Origin of the sequence: Saccharopolyspora hirsuta, from assembly GCF_008630535.1 — a bacterium.
GTDB classification, from domain to species: Bacteria; Actinomycetota; Actinomycetes; order Mycobacteriales; family Pseudonocardiaceae; genus Saccharopolyspora; species Saccharopolyspora hirsuta.
In genome coordinates this window covers 634,241-647,930 of the sequence record NZ_VWPH01000001.1, presented here as the reverse complement: position 1 = coordinate 647,930, position 13,690 = coordinate 634,241, and the positions used below count along the sequence as shown (strand labels likewise).

Sequence of the window (13,690 nt, the reverse complement as noted above, 5' to 3'; positions counted from 1 at the left end):
GCCGGGGTCAGGCGCGCAGCGTGGCGCCGCCGTCGACGTACAGGTCGTGCATGGTGATGTGCCGGGCCCGGTCGGAGGCCAGGAACACCACCGCGTCGGCGATGTCCTCCGGGGTGGCCAGCTTGCGCAGCGGGATGCCGACCTTGAAGGCCTCGGGGGATCCGGCGATGACCCGCTCGGCGCCGTGCTCGTCGGCCCACATCCCGCGCTGCATGTCGGTGTCGGTGGAGCCGGGGGCGACGACGTTGCAGCGGATGCCGTGCTCGGCCAGCTCCAGCCCGAGCGACTTGGTGAACATCGTCGCCGCGGCCTTGGACGCGGCGTAGGCGGCCATGCCGTGGCGGGGCACGCCCGCGGCGTTGGAGCTGACCGTGACGATCGAGCCCTTCTTGCGGGCGATCATGTGCTTGGACACCGCGCGGGAGAAGTTGAACACCCCGGTGGCATTGACCGCGAAGGTCCGCTGCCAGTCCTCGTCGCCGATCTCCTGCACCGTGCCCACCTGGAGCACCCCGGCGACGTTGGCCAGCACGCCGACCGGACCGACCTCGGCCTCGACCCGCTCCACCACGTCGGTGACGGCCGCCGCATCGGCCACGTCGGCCTGGTACGCCCGCACCCGGTCGCCCAGCTCCGCGGCGACGGCTTCCACCCGCTCGCCGTTGCGGTCCACTGCGGCGACGGTGGCGCCGAGCTCGACGAAGGCCTTGGTCACCGCGGCGCCGATGCCCTGGCCCGCGCCTGTCACGATGGCGACCGCGCCGCCGATCCCCGTCCGATACATCGCACCTTCTGAAACTCAGGCAAGCCTAACCTTTGTCAGGCGAGCCTGAGTTTAGAACACGGATGCCCCCAGATCTCCCCTCCAACGAGGTGGCATTGATCACCGAGCGCAACGATCCCCTCCCGCGCGGGAGCACCGGACGAGGAGTTTGCCCCCTGCGCGCGGACGCGAGACGCCGGACGGTGGTCGGTTGGTGACGGCCTCGCGCCACGACCGCAGCAACGGCTCGTCGAAGGTCTCCCCGACGCAGCAACGGCCGCCCCGACGACCGGAAGATGCGTCGCGGCGGGACACATCTGAGACTCCCGACAGTGGCGATCAAGGTGCCGGTTTCGCGCGAGATCGCCAGCTCTCAATGCGGGATGTGCCGCCGGGGTCGGGGGTGCGCGGCCTTGTGGTGGGCTCTGATGACCTGCACGACCTCGTGGGCGCGGTCGGTGCCCTCCAGGTGGGGGAGGTAGCCGATGCTGCGGGCCAGCCCCGGCAGGTCGACGGTGAAGTACAGGCTCATCAGCGGATTGACGAACAGCTCGCTGCCGCCGGTGCGGTCGGTGATGTGCACGTCTCCGAACTCACCGCGGATCGCTGCCGCGATCTGCCCGTTGACGATGCTCGGTCGCCGAGGCGTGGCGGCCTGCGCGTGCGCGACGGCGTCGAGGTAGGCCGCGCCCTCTGCGGAGTTCGCCGGAATCGAGAGGGCGCCCAGGTAGGAGCCGTCGCGTTCCAGCCCGGCGAGGTTCTCCAGCACGTGGGCGTGGCACACCCCGTGGTAGGCGTCGACGCCGAAGCCCAAGCACACCACCAGGCGTTCCAGGTCGCCGGGGAGTCCGGCCACGGCGGCCAGGCTGGTCATGTCCTCCTCGGGTGTGCCCAGCCCCTCCTCGTCACCGCGCAGGAGGATGTCGTTGCCCCCGTCGACCAGCACGATCGCGTCCAAGTCGAGCCGCGCGACCAAGGCGCTGTAGGCGGCCCGCAGCGGACGCACCCCCGTCTTCGGGAAGGCGTACACCGTCGAGGGCAGTTCCCGGGAGGCGAGCCAGCGGGCCAGGGTGCGTTCCGGGAAGTAGTCGTCGCGCCCCTGCGAGTCCGGCGTCACCGCGGCCACACCCGGCTCCACCCAGTTCACCGGTGCCAACCGGCGCAGATCGCTGAAGGTGAGATTGGCCAGGTGGACCTGCTTGCCCAGCCCTCGCAGGGCCAGTGCCAGCGGCAGTCCGGCGTACACGTCGAAGCCGCCACCGGCCCCGGCGACCAGAATCCGCCCAGCTCGCCGCAAGCGGGAGAACAGCGGCGGTTCGATCAGCGAGAACACGGTGGCCAGCGTAGATCAGCCGGACACCGCCCACCCAGGATTCCCGTCGGTGACGATGGGGTGGCGATTTTGCGCGAAATCACCAAGCACACGCGCAACCGCCCCCCCTGCTGGCCAAGCCCACCCGGTATCACCGCCGGTGGAGCGGTGCCGAACGTCCGCGATTTCGCTTGAAATTGGCTCCCTCCCCACCGCAGGTTCCGTCGAGAACGCTGCCAATTTCATGTGAAATCGCTACCCGCCCGAGGTGACCACCCACCGCTTTGAACCCGAAAACAACCCCGAACGCAGCCGCACCCCTCCACGCACAGTCGACCCCTTACCGCCCCCGATCCCGCAGCCCCGCGAGCAACTCTGGCGGGAAGTCCGAGGCTTCTCCCATCGACAGGTTTCCCGGTCCCCCATGCCGACCAGCCACTCCTCGGAATGGACCGGGACACCCTCGCGGGTGGAGAACCTCGCGCTGGCCCTCCTGGTCGGGAACCGGTGGCCATCATCAAGAACGCCCCCGAACTCGGACGAAAGGTTCTCCCCATGAAGTTGCGCCTCGCTCTGCTGGCCGGATCCGCGCTGCTCGGTGGCGCGATCGGAGTGCCCGCCCAGGCACAGGACATCACTCCGCGCGCCGTCGACGTCATCGAGGGTCACGGCGAGCAGGCTTGTCCCGATGGCGCGGTGTGCCTCTACCGCGACTACTACGGCAACGGCAGCGCGGACGCACCTATCCTCCGCACCGATCAGGACATTCCGTGGTTGGGCGATTACGGGTTCAACGACACGACGAGTTCCGCGTGCAACCACACCCCCGTGCGGGTGGTGCTTTTCGAGGACGCCTACTTCGAGGGCAGCAACTTGATCGTGTACCCCGGCGACTGCGTGAACGTCCCGGAATGGTTCAACGACCTGGCATCGTCGGTCAGGTTCGTCTGAGCCGAACGCGGCATCGCGAGCAAACCGGCCCACGTGCGCCCCTGGCACCGCACGTGGGCCGGTTCTTTCGCCCGGGAAGCCAACGGTCAGCGGGCGATGTCCTGGGCGAAGCCCAGGGCCACGAGGTCTTGCGGGCGCAGGCGCAGGTGGTCGGCGAGGTCGGGCACCTCCGCCGGGTCGCGCTTGAGGATCGCGGCGCTGGCTTCCGGGGCGATCACCGCGAAGTAGGCGTCCGCGGTGATCCACGTCCGCCCCGGTGCGGCGAGCGCCAGCGCGCCGCCCGAGCCACCTTCGCCGATGACCAGGGTGGTGATCGGCACTCGTGCGTCGGCGACAGCGGTGAAGAGTTCCGCGATCGCGGGGCCGACGCCGCCGTGCTCGGCCGCCGCGTCGTTGGCCGCGCCCGGGGTGTCCACCAGGGTCAGCACCGGGATGCTCAGCTGGTCGGCGAGCCTGATCAAGCGGGCCGCCGTGCGGAATCCGGCCGGGGTGTTGGCAGTGCCGGTTTGCGCGGCGAAGGCGATCGTGCGGCCGTCGTGCTCGCCGAAGCCGCAGAGCATCCCCGCGTCCCGGCCACCCGCCCGGTCGCCGCTGATCTCGAAGCGGGCCGAGAAGTAGGCGTCCAGGTACGCCCCGGCTCGCGGCCGGTCGGCCGCCCGCGCGCGTTGGACCGCCTCCCAGCCCGTGGTCGGCGGCTCGCCGCTGGCCAGCGACTTCGGGACCGGGGCCGGTTCCGGCCCCTGCGGGCGCAGCAGCCGGACCAGCTCGGCCAGCACCCCGGGCAGCTCGGCGGGCTCCACGATCCGGTCCACCTGGCCGTCGTCGAACTTGCCCTCGGCGTGGAACGCCTCCCCGGTCTCGGTCGCGCTCCGCACGCGGCTGCCGCCGAAGGCGACCGCCGCTCCGCGCTCGGCCAGCACCACGTCGGCCGCCGCCGACAGCGCCGCCCACATGCCGCCGGTCGTCGGGTTCCGCAGCACCGTGATGTGCGGGATCCCGTCGCGCCTGGTCAGCAGGCAGGCCCGCGCGATCTCCTGCAGCTGCCTCAGCGCGCAGATGCCCTCCTGCATCCTGCTGCCGCCGGAGGCCACCAGCGAGATCACCGGCAGCCGCAGCTCGCGCGCCCGTTCGAAGGCCGCCACGATCCGCGCTCCGGCCGCTTCCCCGACCGATCCGCCGAGGTGGGCGAAGTCGAACGCGACGAGCACCGCCGGGAGCTCCCCCACCTGGGCACGACCGCAGAGCACCGACTCCTCGGCGCCGCTGCGGTCGGTCGCGCGGGCGCGCTGGTCGTCGTAGCCCGGCCAGCCCAGCGGGCCGTCGACCGCGGCCGGGACCGCCGGGGGCTCGAACTCCTCGAACCCCCGGCCGATCGCCTCGACCAGCGCGCGGGCCGCGCTGTGCTCAGCCATGCTGCAGGGCCTTCTTCTGCACCTTGCCCATCTCGTTGCGCGGCAGGGCGTCCAGGTAGCGGACCACGCGCGGGCGCTTGTGCGGGGTCAGCAGGCGGGCCACGTGGTCGACCAGCTCCTGCTCGGCGACCTCCTGGCCGGGCGCGCGCACGATCCAGGCCACGATCCGCTCGCCCAGGTCCGGGTCGGGCTCGCCGGTGACCGCGACCTCGGCGACCGCCGGGTGCTCCAGCAGGCAGTTCTCGATCTCGCCCGCGCCGATCTTGTAGCCGCCGCTCTTGATGATGTCGGTGGCCTTGCGGCCGACGATGCGGATGTAGCCGTCCGGGGCGCGGGTGGCCACGTCGCCGGTGCGGAACCAGCCGTCGGTGAACGCCTCGGCGGTGGCGTCGGGCCGGTTGAGGTAGCCGCTGAACAGGTTCGAGCCGCGGATCAGGATCTCGCCGACCGTCTCGTCGTCGCTGACCTCGATCTCCGCGCCCTGCTCGTCGACCAGCTTGAGCTCGACCCCGGCGAACGGGCGCCCCACGTAGCCGGGCCGCCGGTCGCCGTCGGCGCGCACCCCGCAGTTCATGATCGTCTCGCTCATGCCGTAGCGCTCCACGACCCGCTGGCCGGTCAGCCGCTCGATCCGCTCGTGCTCCACGGCGGGCAGCGCCGCCGAACCCGACACGAGCAGCCGCGCCTTGCCGACCGCCTTCCCGATCGCCGGGTCGCGCTCGGCGTCCTCGGCCAGCCGGTGGTACATGGTCGGCACGCCGAACATCATGGTCGCCGGACCGGCCAGCTCCTCGGCGATGGCCGCGGAGGAGAACTTGCCCAGGTGGTGCACCGTGCCGCCCAGCCGCACCGGGCCGAGCGTGCCGAGGATCAGCCCGTGCACGTGGAACAGCGGCAGCGCGTGGGCCAGCACGTCGCGCTCGGTCCACTCCCAGGCCTCGGCCAGCGCATCGAGGTTGGCGCGGATCGCGCGGCGCGGCAGCACGACGCCCTTGGGCGGGCCGGTGGTGCCCGAGGTGTAGACGATCAGTGCCGGGGCGTCCTCGTCGGCCTCGGGCGGCAGCTCACCGCCTCGGGCGGTCAGGTCGACCTCGTGCACCGGGATTTCGCCGAGACCGTCCGGGGCCTGGAACCCGGGCGCGGCGAGCAGGAGTTCCGGCTGGCTGTCGCCGAGGATGTGCGCGAGCTCGCGCTCCCCCACCTTCGGGTTGATCGGCACCACCGCGACGCCCGCGCTGAGCCCGCCGATGACGGCCGCGCAGGTCTCCAGCTCGTTGGTCGCCCACACCGCGATCCGCTCGCGGCCCGCGACGCGGTCGGCGATCGCCGCGGCCACCCCGGCCAGCTCCTGGTAGTTCAGCGCCCGCGCGCCGAAGCGCAGCGCCTCCTTGCCGTCCGGCTGCCGCAACTTCGGGAACAGCACCGGCCACCTCCACGATCGTCCGAGCATTGGTCCACTGGCTAGACCACTTTTGCGCCGCCGCCGATGCCCCGTCAAGCAACTGTGGGAAAATTGGCTCAGCCACTCGGCCGCACACCCGGTGCTAGCCTGATCAGCACCCCGCTCCCGGCCTGGAGGAACCCGGTGTCCGACGCCCTGCGCCCGCTCACCCGCCCGCGCCTGTACGAGCAGGTCGTGCAGCGGCTGCGCGAGCACGTCGCCGCGTCCGGGCTGCGCGCGGGCGACCGGCTGCCCCCGGAGCGCAAGCTCGCCGAGCAGCTCGGCGTCAGCCGCGCCTCGGTCAAGCAGGCCATCGTGGTGCTCGAGGTGCAGGGGCTGGTCGAGGTCCGGCACGGCGGCGGCACCTACCTGCGCCGGGAGTCGCTGGACGTGGAGCCGGTCGACGAGCTGGTGGCGCGCAAGCGCCGCCTGCCCGACGTGCTCGACGCGCGCGAGGCGCTGGAGACCAAGCTCGCGGAGCTGGCCGCGCAGCGCCGCACCGAGGACGACCTGGCCGAGATCGACGCGGCGCTGGCGGACATGCGCCGCGAGATCGCCGAGGGCGAGCTCGGCAGCGAGGGCGACCGCCGGTTCCACGCCGCGATCACCGCGGCCGCCCACAGCTCCCTGCTCGCCGACTTCATGCGCACCATCGCAACCGAGATCGCCGAAAGCCGCCAGGAGTCGCTGCGCCAACCGGACCGCCCGACCAAGTCGCTGGCCCAGCACGAGCGCATCGCCGAGGCCATCCGGGCGGGCGACGCCCGCGCCGCGGTGACCGCGATGCGCCGCCACCTGCGCACGGTCAGCCGCGTCCGCCTCCTGTCCTGGGACCCCGACGCCGACCCCGCTCCCCCGGCCGAGTGAGCCAGGCCGCGCCGAAGCTCCGGGCATCTCCCCCTGCACGAAGGCGTGCCCGGGCGGGTGATCGACCGGGCCGGTCGTTAGGCTGGGTCGTCCTGTTCTGGTCGTTGTGGAGTGCGTGACGTGGCAGACCGCCCGGCTCCGGCGCGCGGGCGGGTGGTCCGATGATCGGGTGGCTGGCGGCCACCGCGGGCACCGCCGCGCTGGGCAGCTTCTTCCCGCTGGTCAACATCGAGCTGTACCTGCTCGGCGTGGTGTCCACCGTGGACGACGTGAGCTGGTGGGCGTTCGGGCTCGCCGCCGCGGTCGGCCAGGTCGCGGGCAAGACCCTGTTCTACTTCGCGGGCAAGGGCGGGTTCGCGCTCGGCGAGCGGCTGCTCAAGCGCGTCGAGGCCAAGCGCAACGGTCGCTGGTCGGCCTGGTTCGACAAGTTCCACCAGCGCACCGTGGAGCGGCCCTGGTGGGGCCTGGGCGTGCTGTGCCTGACCGCGGTCCCCGGCATCCCGCCCTACAGCCTGATGTGCCTGCTCTCCGGCGCGGCCGGGCTGCCGCTGCTCGGCTTCCTGGCGGCGAGCCTGATCGGCCGCGGCGCGCACTTCCTGATCGTGGCGGGCGCCCCGGAACTGCTGCACTGGCTCCCGTCCGCACTGGGGTCCTGAGCGGGCATACCCCCGGTCGCCGGTGGGAAACCTGGTGGGCGGTTTCAGCCGACACCGAGGGGAGCCAGGCGCGATGGGCACCGACGGACACGACGCCAAACAACGACAGCTCGACGGGGTCCGCCAGGACCTCACCGACACGAAGCTGACCACCCAGCAGGGCGTGCGCATCGACCACACCGACGACGCGCTGAGCGCCGGTGAGCGCGGCCCCACCCTGCTGGAGGACTTCCACGCCCGCGAGAAGATCACGCACTTCGACCACGAGCGCATCCCGGAGCGCGTGGTGCACGCCCGCGGTGCCGGGGCGTACGGGTACTTCCAGCCCTACGACGGCTGGCTGGCCGAGCACACCGTCGCCCGCTTCCTGACCGACCCGAACCAGCGCACCCCGGTGTTCGTGCGGTTCTCCACCGTCGCGGGCTCCCGCGGCTCCGCCGACACGGTGCGCGACGTGCGCGGGTTCGCGACCAAGTTCTACACCGAGCAGGGCAACTACGACCTGGTCGGCAACAACATGCCGGTGTTCTTCATCCAGGACGGCATCAAGTTCCCCGACTTCGTGCACGCGGTGAAGCCCGAGCCGCACCACGAGATGCCGCAGGCCGCCTCGGCGCACGACACGCTGTGGGACTTCGTGGCGCTGCAGCCGGAGACGCTGCACATGATCATGTGGCTGATGTCGGACCGGGCGATTCCGCGCAGCTACCGGATGATGCAGGGCTTCGGCGTGCACACCTTCCGGCTGGTCAACGCCAGCGGCGAGGGGATCTTCGTGAAGTTCCACTGGAAGCCGCTGCTGGGCAGCCACTCGCTGGTGTGGGACGAGTGCCAGAAGATCGCCGGGGCCGACGCCGACTTCAACCGGCGCGACCTGTGGGAGTCCATCGAGGCGGGCCAGTACCCGGAGTGGGAGCTGGGCGTGCAGCTGGTCGCCGAGGAGCGGGAGTTCGACTTCGACTTCGACCTGCTGGACGCCACCAAGATCATCCCGGAGGAGGAGGTGCCGGTGCGGCCGGTGGGCAGGATGGTGCTGGACCGCAACCCGGACAACTTCTTCGCCGAGACCGAGCAGGTCGCCTTCCACACCGCCAACGTGGTGCCGGGCATCGACTTCACCAACGACCCGCTGCTGCAGGCGCGCAACTTCTCCTACCTGGACACCCAGCTGATCCGGCTCGGCGGCCCGAACTTCGCGCAGATCCCGATCAACCGGCCGACCGCCGAGGTGGCCAACAACCAGCGCGACGGCTACGGCCAGCAGAAGATCCACCGGGGCCGGACCAGCTACTCGGAGAACAGCCTCGCCGGCGGCTGCCCGGCGCTGGCCGACGAGGACGTGTTCCGGCACTACCAGCAGAAGGTGGACGGCTACACCATCCGCAAGCGCAGCGAGAGCTTCAAGGACCACTACAGCCAGGCCACGCTGTTCTGGAACAGCATGGCGCCCTGGGAGAAGCAGCACATCGTCGAGGCGTTCCGCTTCGAGCTCGGCAAGGTCGACCACCAGCACGTGCGCGCCAACGTGGTGGACCACCTGGAGAACATCGACCACGAGCTGGCCGCGGCGGTGGCCGAGGGCGTCGGCGTCGCACCGCCCAGCGGCGGCAGGCCGAACCACGGACGCAGCTCCCCCGCGCTGAGCCTGGCCAACTCGCGTACCGACACCATCACCAGCCGCAAGGTGGCGGTGCTGGTCGCCGACGGCGTGGACGCTGCGGAGGTCGCGGAGGTGCAGCGCGGTCTGGCCGAGCGCGGGGCGCTGGCGGAGGTGCTGGGCCTGCGCGACGGCAAGGTCCGCAGCACCGACGGCGACGAGGTGACCGCGGACCGGGCGGTGCACACCATGATGTCGGTGCTCTACGACGGCGTGATCGTGCCGGGCGGTGCGGAGAGCGTGCGCGCCCTGTCCGAGGACGGGCACGTCGTGCACTTCGTCGCCGAGGCCTACAAGCACCACAAGCCGGTCGCGGCCAGCGACGAGGGGATGGAGCTCCTGCAGCGCGCCGGGGTCGCCGAAGCGCGCAAGACCGCCGAGACCGACGGCGTGGTCGCCGACCTCGGCGTGGTGCTCGCCGGGCACACCGGCGGCTCGCTGCCAGCGGGGTTCATCGAGGAGTTCGCCACCGCGCTCGCCAAGCACCGGGTGTGGGAGCGCGACACCTCGACCGTGCCCGCCTGAGCCACGGGCGAAATGCGGCGAACGGGCTGTTGGTCCTGATCAACGGGGCGAACAGTCCCGTCCGCCCCTTTGATCCGGATCACACGGGGACACACATCGAGCACCGAGCGTCGCGTTTCGTACCGATAGCATCACGCAACGCGACGCCGGTCGCGCCGGGTCGGCACGCCTCGCTTACGGTGCTTGCCCGTGAGCGTCTTCCGAACGATGCCCGTCGAGGACATCCTGACCCGCGGTGAGCGCAGCGGACTGATCCGCCGGCTCACCGGCAAGGACCTGATCGGCTTCGGCATCGGGATCATCATCGGCACCGGTGTGTTCACCCTGGCCGGGATCGAGGCCAAGGACCACGCCGGTCCCGGTGTCGTGCTGTCCTTCGTCATCGGCGGCGTCGTCGCCGCGCTGGCCGCGCTGTGCTACGCCGAGCTGTCCTCGGCGGTGCCGACCGCGGGCAGCGCCTACACCTACGGCTACGCCACGTTGGGCGAACTGTTCGCGTGGATCATCGGCTGGGACCTGCTGCTGGAGTTCGCCCTCGGCGCCGCGGTGGTCTCCCGAAGCTGGTCGGGCTACGTGTCGAACCTGCTCGGCCTGCCACCGGAGTGGTTCGGCGAGGACGCCACGGTCAACGTCGGCGCGATCCTGATCATCGCGGTGCTGACCGCGGTCGCGGTGATCGGCATCCGCGAGTCCTCGTGGGTGACCAACGGGCTGGTGATCGTCAAGGTCGCGGTGTGCGTGCTGGTGATCGTCGCGGGGCTGTTCTTCTTCAACGGGGCCAACCTCGACCCGTTCATCCCGCCCGCGCAGCCCGCCGCCGAGACCGCGAACCCGCTGGAGCAGCCGCTGGTGCAGGTGGTGCTCGGCATGGAGCAGTCGATGTACGGCATCGGCGGCGTGTTCACCGCGGCGGCGATCGTGTTCTTCGCCTACACCGGATTCGAGGCGCTGGCCAACCTCGGCGAGGAGACCCGGCGCCCCAAGCGCGACCTGCCGGTCGGCCTGCTCGGCAGCCTGATCGTGTGCACCCTGCTGTACGTGCTGGTCGCGATCGTGCTCAGCGCGATGGTCGACTACCGGCAGATCGACGAGGGCGCCCCGCTGGCGGCGGCGTTCCAGTCGGTCGGCCAGCCGTGGGTCGCGGCCCTGATCGCGCTGGGCGCGGTGACCGGCCTGACCTCGGTGATGATGGTGGAGCTGGTCACCATCGGCCGGATCGGCTTCGCGATGAGCCGCGACGGCCTGCTGCCGCCCAAGCTCTCCCAGGTGCACCCGAAGTGGGGCACGCCGCACCGGATGACCATCGGCGGCGCGGTGGTGATCATGCTGATGGCCGGGTTCATCCCGATCTCCGAGCTGGCGGACATGGTGAGCATCGGCGCCCTGTCCGGCTTCGTGATCGTCTCGCTGGCGGTCCCGGTCCTGCGCCGCACCAAGCCGGACCTCCCCCGCCCGTTCCGGGTCCCGCTGTCCCCGTGGCTGCCGATCGTCAGCGCCCTGGCCTGCCTGTACCTGATGACGAACCTGGACATCATCACCTGGCTGCGCTTCGCGGCCTGGCTGGCCCTCGGCCTGCTGATCTACTTCGCCTACGGCTACCGCAACGCCCGCCTGGCCAAGCCCGCCCCGGACACCGCCCGCGACTGATCCGGCCGAGCCGAGGGGCACCCGTGACCTGGTCGCGGGTGCCCCTCACTCGTCTCGCGGCCTAGGTGGCGGAGAGCTCGCGGATCGCTTCGGTGCCGAGCGAGATGAGGTTGGCGAGGTTCTCGCGGCCGATGGTGAGGACGTACTCGCTGTTCGGTCCGCAGTAGAGGACCACGACGTCGTTGTGCCGATCGAGCTCGTAGCGCATCGGCACCTCCCGCTCCATCGCGACGAACGAGTCGACGAATATCCCGGACTGCTGGCACACGCCCATGCTCCCGACCTTCCTCAGTGGACGACTATGGTGACTCGCTGGAACCAGGCGATCGCTAAGCGCGACCGTCGCGTTTAAGATTAGGGCGACCGTCGCGCTAAGGTCACGTCCCTGATCGGGTGTTTCGAGATCCTGGAGGTCGTCGATGGCGCGAGCCCGCCAAACCCTGGAGCGCCGCCAGCTCGGCCTGACGCTGCGCCGAATCCGCGAAGAATCGGGCAAGTCCCAGCAAGCCGCGGCGGAAGCGATCGGCCGGGTCCGCTCCCGCATCGTCGAGCTGGAGGACGGCAAGGGCACGCTCAACCAGGAAGACCTGAGCAAGCTCCTGGACTTCTACGACGTCTCCGGCGACGAGCGCGAAACCGCACTCGCATTGGGCGCCCAAGCCCGGAAGCGCCAACGAGGCCGCACCTACACGGACCTCCTCCCCGGAGCCTTCCAGCGCTTCGCCGACCTCGAAGCCAGCGCCACGGAGATCAGCAGCTACGAGTCCGGCGTGATCCCGGGCTTGTTGCAGTCGCCCGCGTACGTGCGCGCAGTCATCGAAGAGTGCGACGGCGTCTGGTGGGACGCCACCACCGACGCAGAGCTGGAGCAGCGCATCGCGTTCCGCCTGGACCGCCAGGCACGCGTGCTGAGTTCGTCCGAACCCCGATCCTTCCGTTTCGTGTTCACCGAAGACTCGCTACGGGCCGTTGTCGGCAGCCAGGAGACGTGGCAGGACCAGATCGACCACTTGGCGAACTTGATCGACTCCCGTGACGACATCGCCGTCCAGATCCTCGCCGACGACGCGAAGCGCAACCCCGGGCGCGGTGGAGGTTTCACGGTGTTCGACTTCGGTGGCAAGGGATCGCCTGTCGGCTTCTTCACGGCGGTTTTCGGGCCATCCACCTACCACAGCGACGAAACCGATACAGCCACCATGCTCCGCGGATTCCGTGAGATTCAGAGCCTTGCACTCGATCGTGACGCGTCGCGAGGATTGATCGACAAGATCTCGAAGGGTGGTTGATCATGGCGCGACGTCGATCCGACACCGGCTGGTTCAAGAGTTCGCGAAGCACCGGCGGCAGTGACAACTGCGTCGAGGTCCGATTACTCGACAGCTCCGTCTGGGTCCGGGACTCCAAGGCACCTGACGACGGCGTACTGAGCTTCGAGTCCGGCGCGTGGAGCTCCTTCCTCAGCTCTTTGAAGGGATGAACGCCGCAGCTGCCCGCCAACGAACTCCCCATCGGAAGAGGTGGTCGAGCATGCAGCGAGATTCAACCGACACCGGCTGGTTCAAGAGTTCCAAGAGCGCCGCCGCCAGCGACAACTGCGTCGAGGTCCGATTACTCGACAACTCCGTCCGGGTCCGGGACTCCAAGGCACCTGACGACGGCGTGCTGAGCTTCGAGAGCGGCGCTTGGGGTTCTTTCTTGGCCTTCCTCAAGGCTTGATGTTTTGGCACGTCGTGGCCCTTGACCTCGAGGAGGTCAGCTCGCGACCGGTTGCCTGAGGATGGTGCGTTGCTTCTCCGGGGCGACTTTGCGGAAGTCGCTCAGGTAGATCTCGTGGTGCTTGCCGACCATGCGGAACCCGTTGGCGGGGATGAACTCGTCGTGCAGCTGGGCGAGCAGGTCCGCTTCGTCGTCGAAGGAGCCGATGTGCAGCGTCTGGACGCACCGTCCTTCGGACAGCGGTTCCAGGCGGACATCTGCCAGGCGCGTCGGCGGGTTCTTCGCCCCGGCGCGCTCGACGGCGGTGGCGAACATGGTTCGGTCGATCCACTCGGGGACCATGAGCATCATCGTCCAGTCCCAGCGCGACTTGTCCCGGGCAGCCGTGAAAGCGTTCATGTCCTCGGCCCACCACAGGCCTTCCAGGGGCGGGACCACGTAGTCGCGGCCGAGGTCCTGCTTGCTGGCGAACTTCAGCTTGTAGGCGACCGGGTACAGCGCTTCGAGCGCCTCGGCGAAGACGGGCGAGGTGTTCGGGTCGCCGTGGCCGTCGACCATCAGGTACTGCATGCCGGGCACGTCCAGGACGCGGAACCGGCCGCGTTGCGCCCGGTAGGAGTCGAGCGTCTTCTTGAAGTCGGTCTTGTCCGGCATCGGGCACCTGGGCTCGGGTGACGAGCCGCTTCCTTTCCGCCTCGACGAGGCTCGCGAGTACGTCCGGCGCCATCCTGCGGGACAGG

General features: G+C 70.3%; 14 protein-coding genes. 8 read left to right on the top strand and 6 right to left on the bottom strand.

Annotated elements, in window-relative coordinates; translation table 11 throughout:
- Positions 1-7 precede the first annotated feature (7 nt).
- Both F1721_RS02870 and F1721_RS02865 read right to left on the bottom strand, forming a co-directional pair.
- Complete coding sequence (locus F1721_RS02870) at positions 8-784, bottom strand: 2,3-dihydro-2,3-dihydroxybenzoate dehydrogenase (RefSeq protein ID WP_150064899.1); 777 nt, start codon at positions 782-784, stop codon at positions 8-10.
- A gap of 352 nt (positions 785-1,136) precedes the next feature.
- Positions 1,137-2,096, bottom strand: coding sequence for a DUF1152 domain-containing protein (locus tag F1721_RS02865; RefSeq protein WP_150064898.1), 960 nt, complete (start codon positions 2,094-2,096; stop codon positions 1,137-1,139).
- Positions 2,097-2,582: 486 nt separating this feature from the next.
- Here F1721_RS02865 and F1721_RS02860 point away from each other — a divergent pair, with 486 nt between their 5' ends.
- Entirely contained in the window at positions 2,583-3,026 is a 444-nt protein-coding gene (locus F1721_RS02860) for a peptidase inhibitor family I36 protein (protein WP_170301329.1), read from the top strand.
- 86 nt (positions 3,027-3,112) lie between these two features.
- Here F1721_RS02860 and F1721_RS02855 read toward each other — a convergent pair whose 3' ends face one another.
- Positions 3,113-4,438, bottom strand: a complete 1,326-nt coding sequence (locus F1721_RS02855) for a carboxyl transferase domain-containing protein (protein ID WP_150064896.1) — start codon at positions 4,436-4,438, stop codon at positions 3,113-3,115.
- Positions 4,431-5,888, bottom strand: a complete 1,458-nt coding sequence (locus F1721_RS02850; RefSeq protein WP_150064895.1) for an acyl-CoA synthetase — start codon at positions 5,886-5,888, stop codon at positions 4,431-4,433. Before F1721_RS02850 ends, F1721_RS02855 begins: the two co-directional genes overlap by 8 nt.
- Positions 5,889-6,023: 135 nt before the next feature.
- Here F1721_RS02850 and F1721_RS02845 point away from each other — a divergent pair, with 135 nt between their 5' ends.
- The 4 genes from F1721_RS02845 to F1721_RS02830 all read left to right on the top strand — a co-directional run bounded on the left by F1721_RS02845 (position 6,024) and on the right by F1721_RS02830 (position 11,231).
- Positions 6,024-6,746, top strand: a complete 723-nt coding sequence (locus tag F1721_RS02845) for a FadR/GntR family transcriptional regulator (RefSeq protein WP_150064894.1) — start codon at positions 6,024-6,026, stop codon at positions 6,744-6,746.
- Between the two features lie 161 nt (positions 6,747-6,907).
- Complete coding sequence (locus F1721_RS02840; protein ID WP_150064893.1) at positions 6,908-7,402, top strand: VTT domain-containing protein; 495 nt, start codon at positions 6,908-6,910, stop codon at positions 7,400-7,402.
- A gap of 73 nt (positions 7,403-7,475) precedes the next feature.
- On the top strand, positions 7,476-9,584 hold the full coding sequence (locus tag F1721_RS02835; protein ID WP_150064892.1) for a catalase: 2,109 nt from the start codon (positions 7,476-7,478) through the stop codon (positions 9,582-9,584).
- 207 nt (positions 9,585-9,791) lie between these two features.
- On the top strand, positions 9,792-11,231 hold the full coding sequence (locus F1721_RS02830; RefSeq protein WP_170301336.1) for an APC family permease: 1,440 nt from the start codon (positions 9,792-9,794) through the stop codon (positions 11,229-11,231).
- 61 nt (positions 11,232-11,292) lie between these two features.
- Here F1721_RS02830 and F1721_RS02825 read toward each other — a convergent pair whose 3' ends face one another.
- Positions 11,293-11,505, bottom strand: a complete 213-nt coding sequence (locus tag F1721_RS02825; protein ID WP_150064890.1) for a hypothetical protein — start codon at positions 11,503-11,505, stop codon at positions 11,293-11,295.
- A 145-nt stretch (positions 11,506-11,650) separates the two neighbouring features.
- Between F1721_RS02825 and F1721_RS02820 the strand changes: the two genes are divergently transcribed.
- Genes F1721_RS02820 through F1721_RS02810 form a run of 3 tightly spaced genes read left to right on the top strand, consistent with a single transcriptional unit; the run spans position 11,651 to position 12,950 of the window.
- Positions 11,651-12,520, top strand: coding sequence for a helix-turn-helix domain-containing protein (locus F1721_RS02820; RefSeq protein WP_150064889.1), 870 nt, complete (start codon positions 11,651-11,653; stop codon positions 12,518-12,520).
- Positions 12,521-12,522: 2 nt separating this feature from the next.
- The gene (locus tag F1721_RS02815) at positions 12,523-12,711 is read left to right on the top strand and encodes a DUF397 domain-containing protein (RefSeq protein WP_150064888.1); all 189 of its coding nucleotides are present in this window, start codon (positions 12,523-12,525) and stop codon (positions 12,709-12,711) included.
- A 50-nt stretch (positions 12,712-12,761) separates the two neighbouring features.
- The gene (locus tag F1721_RS02810) at positions 12,762-12,950 is read left to right on the top strand and encodes a DUF397 domain-containing protein (protein ID WP_150064887.1); all 189 of its coding nucleotides are present in this window, start codon (positions 12,762-12,764) and stop codon (positions 12,948-12,950) included.
- A gap of 36 nt (positions 12,951-12,986) precedes the next feature.
- Here the strand turns inward: F1721_RS02810 and F1721_RS02805 are convergent, their stop codons facing one another.
- Positions 12,987-13,604 (bottom strand): GyrI-like domain-containing protein, encoded by a 618-nt coding sequence (locus F1721_RS02805; protein ID WP_150064886.1) that lies wholly within the window; start codon positions 13,602-13,604, stop codon positions 12,987-12,989.
- Positions 13,605-13,690 lie beyond the last annotated feature (86 nt).